This window comes from Serinicoccus sp. CUA-874, assembly GCF_001942225.1.
Lineage (GTDB): Bacteria > Actinomycetota > Actinomycetes > Actinomycetales > Dermatophilaceae > Ornithinicoccus > Ornithinicoccus marinus.
The window spans coordinates 1-17,297 of the sequence record NZ_MKJZ01000034.1 but is presented as its reverse complement, the minus strand read 5'-3'; the positions used below and the strand labels follow the sequence as shown (position 1 = coordinate 17,297).

Sequence of the window (17,297 nt, the reverse complement as noted above, 5' to 3'; positions counted from 1 at the left end):
CCGCGCCTCAGACGTTGCGGCGGTACTGCCCACCGACCTCGAAGAAGGCCTCGGTGATCTGGCCCAGGGTGCACACCCGGGCGGCGTCCATGAGCACGGCGAAGACGTTGTCGCCGGCCATCGCGGCCTCCTTGAGCCGGGCCAGGGCCTCCTGCGCCTCCTCGCGGTGCTCCTCCTGGTATGCCTGGACCCGGTCCAGCTGCGACTGCTTCTCCGCCTCGGTGGCCCGGGCCAGCTCGACCTCGACCTCCTCCCGCTCGGACTCGGGCCGCCGGAAGGTGTTGACCCCGATGATCGGCAGCGTGCCGTCGTGCTTGCGGTGCTCGTAGAGCAGCGACTCGTCCTGGATCTTGCCGCGCTGGTAGCCGGTCTCCATGGCGCCGAGGACGCCGCCGCGCTCGCTGATCCGGTCGAACTCCGCGAGCACCGCCTCCTCGACGAGGTCGGTGAGCTGCTCGATGATGAACGACCCCTGGTTGGGGTTCTCGTTCATCGCCAGGCCCCACTCCTTGTTGATGATGAGCTGGATCGCCAGCGCGCGCCGCACCGACTCCCCGCTGGGGGTGGTCACCGCCTCGTCGTAGGCGTTGGTGTGCAGCGAGTTGGCGTTGTCGTAGATCGCGATGAGCGCCTGCAGCGTCGTGCGGATGTCGTTGAAGTCCATCTCCTGCGCGTGCAGCGAGCGCCCCGACGTCTGGACGTGGTACTTCAGCTTCTGGCTGCGCTCGTTGGCGCCGTAGCGCTCGCGCATCGCGACCGTCCAGATGCGCCGCGCCACCCGCCCGATGACGGAGTACTCCACGTCCATCCCGTTGGAGAAGAAGAACGACAGGTTGGGCGCGAAGGCGTTGATGTCCATCCCGCGGGCGAGGTAGGACTCGACGTAGGTGAAGCCGTTGGCGAGGGTGAAGGCGAGCTGGCTGATGGGGTTCGCTCCGGCCTCGGCGATGTGGTAACCCGAGATGGACACCGAGTAGAAGTTGCGCACCCCCTGCTCGATGAACCACTCCTGGACGTCGCCCATCATCCGCAGCGAGAACTCGGTGGTGAACAGGCAGGTGTTCTGCCCCTGGTCCTCCTTGAGGATGTCCGCCTGGACCGTGCCGCGGACGTGCTGCAGGGCATACTCACGCAGCTCCTGCGCCTCGGCCCCGGAGGCTCGCGGCCCTCCCGCTCCCGGAAGGCCTCGACCTGCTGGTCGATCGCGGTGTTGAGGAAGAAGGCGAGCACGGTCGGCGCCGGGCCGTTGATCGTCATCGACACCGAGGTGGTCGGGTCGACGAGGTCGAAGCCGTCGTAGAGCGCCTTCATGTCGTCCAGCGTCGCGATGGAGACCCCGGAGGTGCCGACCTTGCCGTAGATGTCCGGGCGCTGCGCCGGGTCGTGGCCGTAGAGGGTGACCGAGTCGAAGGCGGTGGACAGCCGGGTCGCCGGCTGCCCCTCGGAGAGCAGCTTGAAGCGCCGGTTGGTGCGGAACGGGTCGCCCTCGCCCGCGAACATCCGCGCCGGGTCCTCGTTGTCCCGCTTGAAGGCGAAGACGCCTGCCGTGTAGGGGAAGAAGCCCGGGAGGTTCTCCCGGCGCCAGAAGCGCACCAGCGCGCCGGCCTCGTCGTAGGTCGGCAGCGCGACCCGGGGTATGCGGTTGCCGGAGAGCGACTCCTTGGTCAGCCGGGTCCGGATCTCGCGGTCGCGGACCTTCACCACCTGCTCGTCCCCGGAGTAGGCCTCCACGCGCGCGGGCCAGCCCTCGATCATCTCCTCGACCTCGGTCGGGAGCTTCCGCCGCGCCTCGGCGAGGAGGTCGTCGACGCCGTGGTCGGTCCTCCCGGCGGCTGCCAGCTCGTCGTCGACCGCGGCGAGGCGCTCGACGCGACGGGCGGCGAGGGCATACCGCTCGGTGTCGTCGTGGTAGCCGCGGACGGTGTCGGCGATCTCGGCGAGGTAGCGCACCCGCTTGGGCGGCACGACCTGCCGGATCATCGAGGAGTGCTGCACCTCGACGCGGGGCAGCACGCCCTCGGTGACGTCCAGACCCTGGTCGCCGAGAAGGTCGCGCAGCGCCTGGTAGAGGGCGGTGACCCCATCGTCGTTGAAGGTCGCGGCGGAGGTGCCGAAGACCGGCATGTCCTCGGGCTTCTTGCCGAAGGCCTCCCGGTTGCGCACGAGCTGACGGCCGACGTCCCGCAGTGCGTCCATGGCGCCGCGCCGCTCGAACTTGTTGATCGCGACGACGTCGGCGAAGTCGAGCATGTCGATCTTCTCCAGCTGGCTGGCCGCCCCGAACTCCGGGGTCATGACGTAGAGCGAGGTGTCGACGTAGGGCACGATGCCCGCATCGCCCTGCCCGATCCCGGGCGTCTCGACGACGACGAGGTCGAAGCCGGCGGCCTTGAGGACGTCGATGGCGACCGGCAGCGCCTCGGGCACCTCCGACTCGCCGCGGGTGGCCATGGACCGGAACATCGCCTGGTCCCCGCCGAGGGCACCCATCCGGATCCGGTCGCCGAGCAGCGCGCCGCCTCCCTTGCGCCGGGTCGGGTCGATGGCGAGCACCCCGATCCGGAGCCGGTCGCCCTGGTCGATGCGGAAGCGCCGGACCAGCTCGTCGGTGAGCGAGCTCTTGCCGGACCCGCCGGTGCCGGTGATCCCGAGCACGGGGGTGCTGCTCTCCTTCGCCGCCGCGGCATACCGCTCCCGGTCGGCGGACGGCAGCGAGCCGAGCTCGGCGCCGGTGATCGCCCGGGCGACCGCGGTCCGCTCCCCCGCCAGCACGGCCTCGACGTCGGCGGCGCCGACCTCCCAGAGGTCCGTGTCGGCCTCGGTGATGACCTGGTTGATCATCCCCGGCAGACCCAGGCGCTGCCCGTCCTCCGGGGAGAAGATGGTGACGCCGGCCTCGCGCAGCCGCTCGATCTCCTCGGCGACGATGACGCCGCCACCCCCGCCGACGACGGTGACGTGCCCCGCCCCCGCTTCGCGGAGCTGGTCCACGAGGTACTCGAAGTACTCCACGTGACCGCCCTGGTAGGAGGACACCGCGACGGCGTTGGCGTCCTCGTCGAGCACCGCCTCGACGACCTCGGCCACCGAGCGGTTGTGCCCCAGGTGGATCACCTCGGCGCCCTGGCTCTGCATGATGCGCCGCATGATGTTGATCGACGCGTCGTGCCCGTCGAAGAGGCTCGCGGCCGTGACGATCCGGACCGGGTGCTCCGGGGTGCGCAGGGCGGGCCTGCCGCCGGCGGCCTGCGATCCCGACGCGGTCGCGCTCTGGTCGTTCTTCACCGGTGCTCTCCTCCTCGAGTGCGGGCTGACCCCTCGATGGTAGTGGACCGGCGCGGCCTCCTTGACGTGCTCGTCAACCGGGCGCCTCCGGTCCGCTGGTCGCACGCCTCTCCCCGGAGCCGGAAGAGATCGTTACCGTTACGTGACCGCGAATGCTTGATGCCCGACAGGTCGGGGTGCTGCGATAGGTCCCCGTGCCCACGTCCCCACGATCCGGGATGCGGGGAAGTTCTTCAGAAAGGACGCGCGACGATGCGCAGAAGCACTACTCGCCGGCTGGCGATGACAGCGACCCTCGGCCTGGCGGGAGTCACGTTGGCCGCCTGCGGCGGCGGCGAGGGGGCCGGCGGCGACAACGTCGACGAGGCCCTGTCGTCGGTCGACGTCGCCTGCGAGCCGTACCAGGAGTACGGCGACCTCGAGGGGACGAGCGTGAGCGTCTACACCTCGATCGTCTCCCCCGAGGACCAGTCCCACATCGACGCCTTCATCCCCTTCGAGGACTGCACCGGCGTGACGGTGGAGTACGAGGGCTCCCGCCAGTTCGAGACTCAGCTCCCCGTGCGGCTCGAGTCCGGCAACGCCCCCGACATGGCCTACATCCCCCAGCCCGGTCTCGTCGAGCGCCTCGTCACCGACTTCCCGGACTCGGTCTTCCCGGTCGGCGAGCAGGCCGAGGCCAACGTCGACGAGTACTACAACGAGTCCTGGAAGGGCTACGGCACGGTCGACGGCACGTACTACGCCGCTCCGCTCGGCGCCAACGCCAAGTCCTTCGTGTGGTACTCCCCGGCAGCCTTCGAGGAGAACGGCTACCAGATCCCCGAGACCTGGGACGACCTCATGGCGCTCTCTGAGCAGATCGCCTCGGACCACCCGGACGCCAAGCCCTGGTGCGCTGGCATCGAGTCCGGCAACGCCACCGGCTGGCCGGCCACAGACTGGTTGGAAGACATGATGCTGCGGACCGCCGGGCCGGAGGCCTACGACCAGTGGGTCGAGCACGAGATCCCCTTCAACGACGACCAGGTCGTCGAGGCGCTGGACCAGGCCGGCCAGGTGCTCAAGGACGAGCAGATGGTCAACGGAGGCCTCGGTGGCGTGGAGTCGATCGCCACCGTGCCCTTCGGCGAGGCCGGGCTGCCCATTCTCGACGGGTCGTGCTTCCTGCACCGGCAGGCGTCCTTCTACCAGGCCAACTGGCCGGAGGGTACCAACGTCGCCGAAGACGGCGACGTCTTCGCGTTCTACCTGCCGGGCAACGACCCCGACGAGCAGCCGCTGCTGGGTGGTGGCGAGTTCACGCTGATGTTCGCCGACCGTCCTGAGGTCCAGGCCCTGCAGGCCTACCTCGCGAGCCCCGAGTGGTCCAACGCCAAGGCGAAGGTCTCCTCCCCCGGATGGGTCTCGGCCAACTCCGGCCTCGACCCGGCCAACCTGAAGTCCCCCATCGACCAGCTGGCCTACGAGCTGCTGACCGACGAGGCGACGGAGTTCCGGTTCGACGGCTCCGACCTCATGCCGGCCGCGGTCGGCACCGGGTCCTTCTGGACCGGCATGACCAACTGGATCACCGGCGAGGACACCCAGTCGGTGCTCGACTCCATCGAGAACAGCTGGGACTGACCCGCTGACGGCGCGGGGCGGGCGGTGTCTCACCGCCCGCCCCCCCGCCGTCCGTGGCGCCGCAGCCCGCCGGAAAGGACTCATCCATGGAGTTTTTGCTCAACACCGGGACACCGGTGGAGAAGTTCCTCGTCATGGGGATCGCGATCCTGCTGTTCGTGGCAGTGATGGCACTCGTGCTCTTCCTCGCCGACCGCCCTCGGATGCCCCTGTGGATCACGGTGCTGGCGTTCTTGGGCCCGGCAGCCCTGCTGGTCGTCTTCGGGCTGGTCTACCCCGCCATCGTGACGATCATCAACTCGTTCCGCAGCGACAACGGCCAGGACTGGGTCGGTGTGCAGAACTACGCCGACGTCTTCGGCAACTCGGCGCTGCGGATCGTGCTGCTCAACACCTTCCTGTGGGTGATCTTGGTGCCACTGCTGTCGGCGGCGATCGGGCTGGTGTATGCCGTGCTCGTGGACCGGACCCGCTTCGAGAAGCTCGCCAAGACCCTGGTCTTCCTCCCGATGGCGATCTCGATGGTCGGGGCGAGCATCATCTGGAAGTTCGTCTACGACTTCAAGCCCACCGACCGGCCTCAGACGGGCCTGGCCAACCAGCTGCTGGTCTGGCTCGGCTTCGACAGCCAGCAGTTCCTGCTCACCTGGCCCTGGAACACCTTCTTCCTGATCGCCGTGATGATCTGGATCCAGTCCGGCTTCGCGATGACGATCCTGTCGGCCTCGATCAAGGCGATCCCGGACGACATCATCGAGGCCGCCAAGCTCGACGGCGTCAGCAACTGGCAGATGTTCCGCTCGGTGACCGTCCCGTCCATCCGTCCCGCCGTCGTCGTCGTCATCACCACGATCGCGATGGCGACCCTCAAGGTCTTCGACATCGTCTTCACGATGACCGGCGGCAACTTCGACACCTCGATCGTGGCCAACGAGTTCTACACCCGGAGCTTCGTGCGCGGTGAGGGTGGCATCGGTGCCAGCCTCGCGGTGCTGCTCTTCGTCATGGTCGTCCCGGTCGTGGTCTACAACGTGCGCCAGATGAAGCTGGCGGAGGAGCAGCGATGAGCACCAGCACCGACACCGCCGACACGGCCGACACGGCCGGCACCACCCCGGCCAAGAGCACCCCGCCGCGCAAGCTCACCAAGGCCGAGCAGCGGGCGGTCGACGCGAAGACCAAGCTGTCCTCGCCGTGGGCCAGCGTGATCGCGATCGTCATCGCCATCCTGTGGAGCATCCCGACGCTCGGGCTGTTCGTCACCTCCTTCCGCCCGGAGATCGACATCCGCACCTCGGGATGGTGGACCTTCTTCAGCGACCCGCAGGTGACCTGGGGCAACTACGACGCGGTGCTCTACGGAGGCTCGACGAACTTCATCGATGTCTTCATCAACACCATCGTCATCACGTTGCCCGCCGTCATCATCCCCATCACGCTGGCACTGCTGGCGGCCTACGCCTTCGCGTGGCTGGAGTTCCGGGGCCGCAACATCTTGTTCGTCGCGGTCTTCGCGCTGCAGATCGTCCCGATCCAGATCACGATGATCCCGCTCCTGACGCAGTACAACAACTGGGGCATCGTCGGGTCGTTCTGGCCGATCTGGCTCTCACACACCATCTTCGCGCTGCCGCTGGCGATCTTCCTCCTGCACAACTTCATGATGGACATCCCCCGGTCCCTCGTGGAGGCGGCACGCGTCGACGGGGCGGGCCACGTGAAGATCTTCTTCCAAGTGCTGCTGCCCCTGCTCGTGCCGGCGATCGCGGCCTTCGGCATCTTCCAGTTCCTCTGGGTCTGGAACGACCTGCTCGTCGGACTGGTCTTCGGCTCGGCGCAGGAGGTGGCGCCGCTGACGGTCCGCCTGGCGGACCTGACCGGGACGCGCGGGACCGCCTGGCACCTGCTGTCGGCCGGCGCCTTCGTCGCCATGGTCGTCCCGGTGACCGTCTTCCTGTTGCTGCAGCGCTACTTCGTCCGCGGTCTGCTGGCCGGCGGTGTGAAGGGCTGAGCGGCCATCACGCACATCGACCCCGGGGAATCCTCCCGGGGTCGATGTGCGCACTGCCGGGCAGGGCACGCCCCCACGACCGTAGGCTGACCTGCGCGACGAGCCTCGTCCTCGCTGGCGCTGCCACCCTCGGCGGGCTGCTCCTCGCGCTCGCCGCCTCGGACGGGGGGCACCGTGTCGCCGACGGCCTGCCGCTCATGCTGCTGCTGGTCGCCCTCGCCTTCGTCCTCAACTGGGTCGTCTACGTCCCCTCGTTCCTGGCGCAGACCGAGCGCTTCTTCGACCTCACCGGGTCCCTCACCTTCCAGCTCCTGGCGATCCTGGCCCTGGTCCTCGTCGAGGACCGCGACGCCCGCACCTGGGTCCTCGCGATGATGGTGCTCCTCTGGGCGCTGCGGCTCGGGGTCTTCCTCTTCCGGCGGGTCACGAAGGCGGGCAAGGACGGCCGCTTCGACGAGCTCAAGCAGGACTGGCGGAGGTTCCTGCTCGTGTGGACGGTGCAGGGCCTGTGGGTCACCTTCGCCGCCGGCGCGGCGCTGGCCGCGATCACCTCCGGCACCCGGGAGTCGCTGGGCGTCCTCGGGTATGCCGGCATCGCGGTCTGGCTCCTCGGCTTCGGGGTCGAGGCGGTCGCCGACGCGCAGAAGTCGGCCTTCAGGGCCGACCCGGCGAACGAGGGTGACTTCATCCAGTCCGGTCTGTGGTCGATCTCCCGGCACCCCAACTACGTCGGCGAGATCCTGCTCTGGACCGGCGTCGCCCTGGTGGCGCTCCCGGCGCTCTCCGGCTGGCAGCACGTCACCCTGGTCTCCCCGGGGCTCATCTACCTGCTGCTGCGCTTCGGCAGCGGGGTCCCGGCGCTGGAGCGCCGGGCCGACGAGCGATGGGGCGGCCGGTCCGACTACGAGGCCTACACGGCGCGGACTCCCGTGCTCTTCCCCCTCGGGTCACGCTGTCGCCGCTCGCGCCCCGTTCAGTAGGTTGGTGCCCATGAGCACGAGCACGAGCACACCCGGACTCGCCCAGGCCCTGGACCGCATGGAGCAGGCCGGCGTCAGCCGGCCGGCGCGGGACACCTTCGCCCGCCACTACGAGAACCTCGCGGCCGGGGCGACGGGGCTCATCGCGGAGGCCGACGTGGAGCCGGCCCTGCCCGCCGCCCATCTCGACCAGGTGCAGGTCACCGACGAGGAGGCCGCCGAGGCGCTCGGCGCGACCGCCGTCATCACCCTCAACGGCGGGCTCGGCACCTCGATGGGGCTGGCCGGCCCGAAGTCGCTGCTCCCGGTCCGGAGCGACCTCACCTTCCTCGACATCACCGTGCGCCAGGTGCTCGCGCTGCGGGAACGCTACGGCGTGCGGCTGCCGCTGACCTTCATGGACAGCTTCTCCACCCGGGAGGCCACGCTGGAGGTGCTGGCGCGCTACCCCGACCTGGAGGTGGCGGGCATACCGCTGGACTTCCTGCAGAGCCAGGAGCCCAAGCTGCGCGCCGACGACCTCACCCCCGTCACCTGGGAGGCCGACCCCGGGCTGGAGTGGTGCCCGCCCGGCCACGGCGACCTCTACCCCTCGCTGCTGGCGAGCGGGCTCCTCGACCGGCTGCTCGAGGGTGGTTTCCGGTATGCCTTCGTCTCCAACGTCGACAACCTCGGCGCCGTCCCCGACGGGCGGGTGGCGGCGTGGTTCGCGGCCAGCGGCGCCGGTTTCGCCGCCGAGGTCTGCCGCCGCACCGAGATGGACAAGAAGGGCGGCCACCTCGTCCGCCGGCGCGCGGACGGCCGGCTGGTGCTGCGCGACACCGCGCAGACGGCGGAGGAGGAGATGGTCCACTTCATGGACGGCGAGAAGCACCCCTACGTCAACACCAACAACCTGTGGTTCAACCTGGAGCGGCTGCGCGCGATGTTGGCCGAGCGGGACGGGGTCATGGAGCTCCCGCTCATCCGCAACGCCAAGACGGTCGACCCCAAGGACAAGGCTTCGACCCCGGTCGTCCAGATCGAGTCGGCGATGGGCAGCGCCGTCGAGCTCTTCGACGACGCCGCGTCGGTGGCGGTGACCCGGGACCGCTTCGTGCCGGTCAAGACCACCAACGAGCTGGCGCTGCTGCGCTCGGACGTGTATGCCGTCGACGACACCTCCTACCGGTTGCGCAGGACCGTGGACCCGGCGCCGGTGGTCGACCTGAGCAAGGAGCACTACGGGATGATCGGCGACTTCGACGAGCGCTTCCCCGCCGGGGTGCCCTCGCTGGTCGAGGCCGAGCGGCTCGAGGTGCAGGGCGACTGGCGCTTCGGCCGCGACGTCCGCGTCGTCGGGGGGGCCGTGCTCGGACCGGAGGGCGGCACCGTCGAGGACGGGACCACGCTGGGCGCGTCGTGAGGACGGTCCAGGACGACCTCGGTGCGACGGTGCCGCTGCCCCAGGGCGCGGTGACCAGGGTGGTGTCCCTCGTGCCCTCGCTCACCGAGGCGCTGGCGGCGACCCGGCGCGAGGCCCTCGTGGGCGCCACGGACTGGTGCACCCACCCCGCCGACCTCGACGTCCCGCGGGTCCGGGGCACCAAGAACCCGGACCGGGCCGCGGTGGCGGCGCTCGCTCCCGAGCTGGTCGTCTGCGTCCAGGAGGAGAACCGCGAGCTGGACGTGCGACGGCTGCGGGACGCGGGCATACCGGTCTGGGTCGGGGTGGTGGAGTCGGTCGACGACGCGCTGCGCGTGCTGCGCACGCTGCTCGTCGACGTCCTGGGGTGGGGCGAGCCGGCGTGGCTGACCGAGGTGGAGCGTCGCTGGGCCCCCGGGCCGGGCACCCCGCCCCGGGCGCGCGTCGCCGTGCCGATCTGGCGCGACCCGTGGATGGTCGTCGGTGCCCGGACCTACACCACCGACCTGCTCGACCGCGCGGGGCTGGCCAACGTCTACGCCGGCGACGAGGACCGCTACCCGAGGGTCGAGGTGGACGACCTCGACCGCGCCGGTGCCGACGTCGTGCTGCTCCCGGACGAGCCCTACGTCTTCACCGCGCAGGACGGGCCGGAGGCCTTCTCCCGCACCCCGACGCGGCTCGTCAGCGGCAGGGTGCTCACGTGGTACGGCCCCGCCATGCTGGAGGCCGCCGACCTGCTCACCTCGGTGCCCGCGACGGGGACCCACGGAGCGCCACGAGACGATCCGCCCAGCCCGCGCTAGCCGATCGAGCCAGAGCGAGCGACGTCTGCATACCAGTGGGCGCTCGCCTTGGGGATGCGGCGCTGCGTGTCGTAGTCGACCCGGACGATGCCGAAGCGCTTGGTGTAGCCGAAGGCCCACTCGTAGTTGTCCAGCAGCGACCACACGAAGTAGCCGCGGACGTCGGCGCCCTCCGTGATCGCGCCGTGGACCGCCCGCAGATGGCCCTCCAGGTAGGCGATCCGGTCCTGGTCGTCGACGAAGCCCTCCTCGTCGGGGACGTCCGGCATGGCCGCGCCGTTCTCGGTCACGTAGAGGCGGGTGCCGGCAGGGCCGGTGTAGTCCCGCTGCAGCCGCACCAGGAGCTCGTGCAGCGCCGGGGGCCGGATCTCCCAGCCCATGTCGCTGACGGGTATGCCACGGCGGACCGTCACCACGTGCTCGGACCCGACGTTGGGTGAGGGGCCGTCGTGAGCGCGGGCCTGGCGGGCGGCCTCTCGGGCGGCCTCCGGGGCGGGGCCGGTGACCATGCTGCTGGCGTAGAAGTTGACCCCGAGCACGTCGATCGGCGTCGAGATCGTCTCCAGGTCGCCCGCCTGCACCAGGTCGCGCGGCCACAGCTCGCCCAGGTCGTCCAGGACGTCCGGCGGGTAGGCACCCCGCGTGATCGGCTCGATGAAGAAGCGGTTCGCCAGTCCGTCGAGCCGTCGGGCCGCGTCCTGGTCGGCCGCCGACGCGGGATCCTGCGGCTGCATCTCGGTGAAGTTGAGAGTCAGGCCCAGCTCCAGCCCGGGGTCCCGCTCGCGCAGTGCACTCACGGCGCGGCCGTGGGAGAGCAGGAGATGGTGGGCGGCCCGCAACCCGTCCTGCGGGTCGGTGCGCCCGGGGGCGTGCACGCCGGCGGCATACCCGAGGAAGGCCGAGCACCACGGTTCGTTGAGCGTCGTGAGCTGCCGCACCCGGTCCCCGATCCGGTCGTGGACCGCCAGCGCGTAGTCGACGAACCGGTCGACCACCCCGCGGTCGGCCCAGCCGCCCTCCTCCTCCAGCGCCTGCGGCATGTCCCAGTGGTAGAGCGTCACCCAGGGCAGGATGTCGGCGCCCAGCAGCTCGTCGACCAACCGGGAGTAGAAGTCCAGTCCTCGGGGGTTGACCGTGCGCCCGTCCGGGCAGACCCGCGCCCAGGACACCGAGAACCGGTAGGCCCCGAGACCGAGCGCACGCATGAGCGCCACGTCCTGCGGCATCCGGTGGTAGTGGTCGCAGGCCACCGCCCCGGTATGCCCCTCCACCACCTTGCCCGGGGTCGCGGAGAAGGGTTCCCAGATGCAGTCGGCCCGGCCGTCCTCGTGGACCGCCCCTTCGATCTGGTAGGCCGCGGTGGCGGCCCCGAGGAGGAAACCGTCGGGAAAGGCGAGAGGGGCGGTCATGGCGGACAGACTCCTTCGGGCGGACCGGCTGTTGCCGTGCAGGTCAGAACTCACCCACTCTGCGCACCCCTGGGCCGCGCCGTCAACAGCAGCGCTGCGACGACGCGAGCCGGGCTCCGGGCGACGCCCGGCGCGAGGGCCCGACGCGGCGCCGACATGTGAGAGCGTAACCCCATGGCGCGGCACATCGTGGTCCTCAACGGGCCGAACCTCAACCTGCTCGGCACCCGCGAGCCGGAGATCTACGGCACGGCCACCCTCGCCGACGTCGAGCGGCTCTGCGCCGACCGCGGGGCCGAGCACGGCCTGGAGGTGAGGTGCCGGCAGAGCAACCACGAGGGTGAGCTGGTCGACGCGCTGCAGGAGGCGGGTCGCGACCCTGACTGCGTCGGCGTCGTGCTCAACGCCGGTGCCTGCACGCATACCTCCGTGGCGCTGCACGACGCGATCAAGGGCACCGCGCTGCGCGTGGTGGAGGTGCACGTGTCCAACCCGCACGCGCGCGAGCCGTTCCGGCACACCTCCTACCTCTCCCCCGCCGCCGAGATGGTCGTGGCCGGTGCGGGGGTGCGGGGCTACGGCTGGGCGGTCGACCACCTGGCCACCGCGCCCGACCCCCGGTCCTCGGACGCGCGGGGCACCCGGGCATGAGCGGGGCGGCACCGGCGACGCAGGCACGCCGCGAGACGTGGTCGAGCTCGACCGGCTTCATCCTGGCGGCCGTCGGGTCCGCGGTCGGACTGGGCAACATCTGGCGCTTCCCGGGGGTGGCCTACGAGAGCGGCGGCGGCGCCTTCCTCGTGCCTTACCTCGTGGCGCTGCTCACCGCCGGTATCCCGATCCTTTTCCTCGACTACGCCATCGGGCACCGCTACCGCGGCGCCGCACCCCTGGCCTACCGGCGCATGGCCCGGCCGGCCGAGGCGCTCGGGTGGTTCCAGATCGTGCTGAGCTTCGTCATCGCGGTCTACTACGCCGCGGTCATCGCGTGGTCGCTCAGCTACTTCGTCTTCGCCTTCGACCTGCGCTGGGGTGATGACCCGGCAGGCTTCTTCACCGGGGAGTACCTCCGGGTCGGCGCGCCCGAGGTGTCGACGACGATCGTGCCTGCCGTGGCGATCCCGCTCGTGCTGGTCTGGGTGGTCGTCATGGCGATCATCGCCCTCGGCGTGACCCGGGGCGTGCAGCGGGTCAACGTGCTCTTCATCCCGTTGCTGGTGCTCGCCTTCGTGGCGCTCGTGGCGCGGGCCGTGACGCTGCCGGGGGCGGCCGACGGGCTGAACGCCCTCTTCACCCCCGACTGGGGCGCACTGGCCGATCCCGCGGTGTGGATCGCGGCCTACAGCCAGATCTTCTTCAGCCTCTCGATCGCCTTCGGCATCATGGTGACGTACGCGTCCTACCAGCGGCGCAAGGCCAACATGACCAGCGCGGGGCTGGTGGTCGCCTTCGCCAACTCCAGCTTCGAGATCCTCGCCGGGATCGGGGTCTTCGCCACCCTCGGCTTCCTCGCGCACCAGCAGGCGACGGGCATCGACCAGCTGGAGGGCCTGAGCGGGCCCATCCTGTCCTTCGTCACCTTCCCGGCGGTGATCAGCGAGATGCCCGGGGGTGCGCTCTTCGGCGCCGTCTTCTTCGGCGCGCTGGTCCTGGCGGGCTTCACCTCGATCATCTCCATCCTGCTGGGGGTCGCCGCCTCGGTGCAGGAGAAGTTCGGCCTGGCGCAGCGGACCTCGGCGATCGTGGTCGGCCTGGTCTGCGCGGTGATCTCGCTGGCGCTGTTCTCGACCACCTCCGGTCTGATCGCCCTGGACACGGTCGACCAGTGGGCCAACAACGTGGGCATCGTCGTCTCGGCCATCGTCATGACGGTGCTGGTGGTGTGGGTCTTCCGCACCGCGCCGGTGCTGCGGGCGCACCTCAACCGTGTCTCGACCTTCCAGGTGGGTCGCTACTGGTATGCCCTCATCGGCGTCCTCGCGCCGGTGCTGCTCGGCTACATGCTCTACGAGCGGGTGCGCACGCTCCTGACCGAGGGCTACGAGGGCTACCCGGGCTGGTACCTCACCGTCTTCGGCTGGGGAGCCATCGCCCTCGTCGTCGGCGGGGCGCTGGTGCTCACGCTGCTGCCCTGGCGGCGGGGCGAGGACGAGGACTTCCGGCCATGGCCCGAGCTCGAGGAGGAGCGCCGATGACCACCCCCGCCGTGCTCATGATGATCGTCGCCGTCCTCGTCGTGTGGGGCGGTCTGGTCGCCAGCGTGCTCTTCCTGCGACGGCGGCCCGCCGTGGACGACGAGGTGCTCCCGGACCCGGACCGCGACGACGCGGTCGGCTGATCCCTCGGGTCAGGCGCCCTCGAGCAGCGCCCGGGCGGCGTGGTAGCCGCCGAGGGCGCTGACGCCCCCGCCGCGCCGGGACCCGGCCCCCGCGAGCAGCACCCCGGGGTAGGCCGTGGCCACGCCCCATCGCTGCGCCGGCGTGTCGAGCGGGGCGTCGTCCTCCACGAACGGCCACTCCAGCGGGGCGTGGAAGATGTTGCCGCCCGGCATGGCCAGGCTCGCCTGCAGGTCCCGCGTGGTGCGCGTCTCGACGCACGGGCGACCGTCGCCATCGGTGAGCACGACGTCGTCGATCGGCTCGGCCAGCACCGAGGACATCGAGTCGAGCACCGCGCGCTGCAGCTCGTCCCGGGCCTCCTCGCCGCGCCCGTCGAGCAGCCGGTCGGGTGTCTGCAGCGTGAAGACGGTCATCGTCTGGGCCTCGGGGTGCCGCTCGCGCAGCCGCGGGCTCAGGATGGTCGGATCGGTGAGCGAGTGGCAGTAGATCTCGGCCGGCATCGGGCTCGGCACCTGCCCCCGCCCGGCGTCGGCCGCGGCCTGCTGCAGCTGGGTGTAGGTCTCGTTGATGTGGAACGTCCCGCCGAAGGCCGCCTCTGGGGCGACCCCGGTCTCCCGCAGCCGGGGCAGCCGGGAGAGCAGCAGGTTCACCTTCACCTGGGCTCCCTCCACCCGCTCCCCCGGCGGGCCTCCCGCGACCTCGTCGAGCACCGCCGGGGCTGCCGCCCACAGGATCCGGCCCGCGGTGGCACGCTGCGGCATACCCTCCGCGTCCTGCCAGGTGACGGCGCCCTCCTCGACCGCGGTCACCGTGGCCCGCGTGACGAGCTCCGCGCCGGCGTCGCGGGCGGCGCGCTCCAGCTCGCCCGAGACCTGGCCCATGCCCCCGATCGGCACGTCCCAGTCCCCGGTGCCGCCGCCGACGACGTGGTAGAGGAAGCAGATGTTGTGCCGCAGGTGTGCGGCGTGCGCGTCGGCGAAGGTGCTGATGAGGCCGTCGGTGAGGATGACCCCCCGCACCAGGTCGTCGGCGACCGTGGACTCGATCACCTCTCCGAGGGGACGCTCCAGCAGGTCGCGCACCAGTCCCGGGTCCCCGACCCGGTGCGCCATCTCGCGCCGCCGCAGCAGCGGCTCGGTCATCGTCGGCCACACCGCCCGGGCGAGCTCGCCCACCCGCTCGTAGAAGCGGTCCCAGCGGGCGGCGTCGGCGCCGGCACCGACGGCGGCGAAGGAGGCGGCCGTGGCCGGCGGGTCGCCGTGGTCGATGAGCAGGCCGGTGTCGCCGCCGAGCACCGGCGTGTAGGAGGAGTAGCGGCGTCGGCGCAGGTGCAGCGAGAGACCCAGGTCGTCGACGACCCGGCGCGGCAGCAGGCTGACGAGGTAGGAGTAGCGCGACAGCCGGGCACCGGTGCCGGGGAAGGCCTCCGCCGACACGGTCGCACCTCCCAGCTCCGGCGACCGCTCCAGCAGCAGGACCGAGCGACCGGCGCGGGCGAGGTAGGCCGCGGCGGCCAGCCCGTTGTGCCCGCCGCCGACCACCACGACGTCGTGGCTCGAAGTCATGGGGCCGATGGTAGGCGCTGCAGGTCAGTCGCGGGGGCGCCGGTCCGGCCGCCGGTCTCCCTGGCGCTGGCCGCGGGAGCCGCCCGGGCCGCCCCGGCCCTGACGGTCGCGACCCCGGTCCTGCTGGCGCCGGTCCTGCCCCCGGTCTCCCTGGCGCTGGCCGCGAGGACCGCGCGGTGCCCGCGATCCGCGGCCCGGACCGCGCTGGGGGCGCATGACCTCGTCCAGCCGGCTCTGCGGCACCGGCTCACCCTCTGGCACCGACCCGCCCGCCGTCTCGATCACCGCGTGGTCCTCGGGGGCGACCGGCCGGGGCTCGGTCTCGACCCCCGCGGCGTCCAGCATCCGGGCCACCTGCCGCTTCTGGTGCGGCAGGGCCAGTGTCACCACGACGCCGTCCTCCCCGGCCCGCGCGGTGCGTCCGGAGCGGTGCAGGTAGTCCTTGTGGTCGGCCGGGGGGTCCACCTGGAGCACCAGCGAGACGTCGTCGACGTGAATGCCGCGCGCGGCCACGTCGGTCGCGACGAGCACGGGCAAGGTGCCGGACTTGAAGGCGTCCAGGACGCGGGTCCGCTGGGCCTGGTTGAGACCACCGTGCAGGGCGGCGGCGAAGACACCGGACTCGCGCAGCTGGAGCGCCACCCTGTCCGCGCCGAGCTTGGTGCGGCAGAAGACCACCGTGCGGCCCGGGCGGTTGGCGATGGCCGCCGTGATCGGCTTCTTGTGGTGCGGGTGCACGAGGAAGACGTGGTGCGCCATCGTCGTGACGCTGGCGCGTGCGTCGTCGGTGGAGTGGGTGACCGGGTGCTTGAGGTAGGTCTTCGCGACCTGGTCGACCCCGTGGTCCAGCGTGGCGGAGAAGAGCAGCCGCTGGCCGTCGGAGGGGGTGAGGTCGAGGACCTGGCGGATCGCCTCCACGAATCCCATCTCGGCCATGTGGTCGGCCTCGTCGAGGACGGTCACCTCGACCTCGGAGAGGTCCGCGGCGCTCCGGTCGACGAGGTCGATGAGACGACCCGGGGTGGCGACGAGGACGTCCACGCCCTTCTCCAGCGCGCGCAGCTGCGGGGTGTAGGACATCCCCCCGGCCACGAGCACGAAACGGCGGTCGACCGCGCGCATCAGCGGCGCCAGCGCGTCGACGATCTGCATGGCCAGCTCCCGCGTCGGGGTCAGGATCACCGCGCGCGGCCGGTGCGGCACCGCACGCGGTCGCCCGGCGAGGCGGTCGAGCAGCGGCAGGCCGAAGGCCATGGTCTTGCCCGAGCCGGTCTGGCCGCGGCCCAGCAGGTCGCGCCCCGCCATCGCGTCGGGGATGGTCGCCGCCTGGATCGGGAAGGGGGTCGTGATGCCGATACGCGCCAGGGTCGTCACCAGCACCTCGCGGAGCCCGAGCGGGACGAAGCCGTTGTCGGCCTCCACCGCGGCCGAGGCGTCCTCGCTGCGTGCCGCGGACACCCGCTCCTGGTAGGCCGCGTCCGCCGCGTCGCGCTCGGCCTCGGCCTCGGCGAAGGAGTCGTCGGCGCTGCCACGCTCCCACGAACGGGACGGCCTCCCACGGTTGTCGCGCCGGTCCTCCCAGCGGTCGCCGCGCGGCCCACGGTCCTCGCGCCGGCGTCCCTCCTCCCAGCTGCGTCCCTCGTGCCGCCCGCGGCCCGGGCGACCCTCGCGCTCCTCGCGGTGCGAGCGCCAGGTCCGCTCCTGGTAGCCCGAGCCCTGCTGCCGTCCTTGACCCTCGCGCGAGCCACCCCGGTCGTCTCGGCGGTAGCATCCCGGTCTCCCCGGTCGTCTCGGCGGTAGCCACCGCGGCCGTCCCCGCGGTAGCCACCGCGGTCGTCCTCGCGGTAGCGCCCCGGTCTCCCCGGTCGTCT

General features: G+C 71.3%; 12 protein-coding genes and 1 pseudogene. 9 read left to right on the top strand and 4 right to left on the bottom strand.

Annotated features, from left to right (window positions below; all coding sequences use genetic code 11):
- Positions 1 to 7: 7 nt before the first annotated feature.
- A pseudogene (gene icmF, locus BJF80_RS20855) lies at positions 8 to 3,225 on the bottom strand (fused isobutyryl-CoA mutase/GTPase IcmF).
- A gap of 342 nt (positions 3,226 to 3,567) precedes the next feature.
- Between icmF and BJF80_RS10925 the strand changes: the two are divergent.
- From BJF80_RS10925 to BJF80_RS10900, 6 genes are all read left to right on the top strand, one after another.
- Positions 3,568 to 4,911, top strand: a complete 1,344-nt coding sequence (locus tag BJF80_RS10925) for an ABC transporter substrate-binding protein (RefSeq protein WP_237767565.1) — start codon at positions 3,568 to 3,570, stop codon at positions 4,909 to 4,911.
- An 86-nt stretch (positions 4,912 to 4,997) separates the two neighbouring features.
- On the top strand, positions 4,998 to 5,978 hold the full coding sequence (locus tag BJF80_RS10920) for a carbohydrate ABC transporter permease (RefSeq protein WP_075813617.1): 981 nt from the start codon (positions 4,998 to 5,000) through the stop codon (positions 5,976 to 5,978).
- Complete coding sequence (locus BJF80_RS10915) at positions 5,975 to 6,922, top strand: carbohydrate ABC transporter permease (RefSeq protein WP_075813615.1); 948 nt, start codon at positions 5,975 to 5,977, stop codon at positions 6,920 to 6,922. The genes BJF80_RS10920 and BJF80_RS10915 overlap by 4 nt, the downstream gene beginning before the upstream one ends.
- A 44-nt stretch (positions 6,923 to 6,966) precedes the next feature.
- Positions 6,967 to 7,902: a DUF1295 domain-containing protein gene (locus BJF80_RS10910; RefSeq protein ID WP_075813613.1), complete on the top strand. Its 936-nt coding sequence runs from the start codon at positions 6,967 to 6,969 to the stop codon at positions 7,900 to 7,902.
- 10 nt (positions 7,903 to 7,912) lie between these two features.
- Entirely contained in the window at positions 7,913 to 9,307 is a 1,395-nt protein-coding gene (locus BJF80_RS10905; RefSeq protein WP_237767564.1) for a UTP--glucose-1-phosphate uridylyltransferase, read from the top strand.
- Positions 9,304 to 10,113 carry a helical backbone metal receptor gene (locus tag BJF80_RS10900; protein WP_075813611.1) on the top strand — a complete coding sequence of 270 codons (810 nt, stop codon included), beginning with the start codon at positions 9,304 to 9,306 and terminating at the stop codon, positions 10,111 to 10,113. Before BJF80_RS10905 ends, BJF80_RS10900 begins: the two co-directional genes overlap by 4 nt.
- On the opposite strand, the gene BJF80_RS10895 is transcribed toward BJF80_RS10900, so the two are convergent.
- A complete protein-coding gene (locus BJF80_RS10895; protein ID WP_075813609.1) occupies positions 10,110 to 11,522 on the bottom strand; it encodes a GH1 family beta-glucosidase in 1,413 nt (470 codons plus the stop codon). The genes BJF80_RS10900 and BJF80_RS10895 overlap by 4 nt on opposite strands.
- A gap of 174 nt (positions 11,523 to 11,696) precedes the next feature.
- On the opposite strand from BJF80_RS10895, the gene BJF80_RS10890 reads away from it, so the two are divergent.
- Genes BJF80_RS10890 through BJF80_RS10880 form a run of 3 tightly spaced genes read left to right on the top strand, consistent with a single transcriptional unit; the run spans position 11,697 to position 13,860 of the window.
- Positions 11,697 to 12,173 (top strand): type II 3-dehydroquinate dehydratase, encoded by a 477-nt coding sequence (locus BJF80_RS10890; protein WP_075813607.1) that lies wholly within the window; start codon positions 11,697 to 11,699, stop codon positions 12,171 to 12,173.
- A complete protein-coding gene (locus BJF80_RS10885) occupies positions 12,170 to 13,717 on the top strand; it encodes a sodium-dependent transporter (RefSeq protein ID WP_075813605.1) in 1,548 nt (515 codons plus the stop codon). Before BJF80_RS10890 ends, BJF80_RS10885 begins: the two co-directional genes overlap by 4 nt.
- On the top strand, positions 13,714 to 13,860 hold the full coding sequence (locus BJF80_RS10880; protein ID WP_022924741.1) for a methionine/alanine import family NSS transporter small subunit: 147 nt from the start codon (positions 13,714 to 13,716) through the stop codon (positions 13,858 to 13,860). The genes BJF80_RS10885 and BJF80_RS10880 overlap by 4 nt, the downstream gene beginning before the upstream one ends.
- 9 nt (positions 13,861 to 13,869) lie before the next feature.
- Here the strand turns inward: BJF80_RS10880 and BJF80_RS10875 are convergent, their stop codons facing one another.
- Positions 13,870 to 15,426 carry a phytoene desaturase family protein gene (locus tag BJF80_RS10875; protein WP_075813603.1) on the bottom strand — a complete coding sequence of 519 codons (1,557 nt, stop codon included), beginning with the start codon at positions 15,424 to 15,426 and terminating at the stop codon, positions 13,870 to 13,872.
- A gap of 24 nt (positions 15,427 to 15,450) precedes the next feature.
- Positions 15,451 to 17,297: DEAD/DEAH box helicase (locus BJF80_RS20850; protein ID WP_187344366.1), on the bottom strand; the 1,847-nt coding region annotated here is incomplete at its 5' end.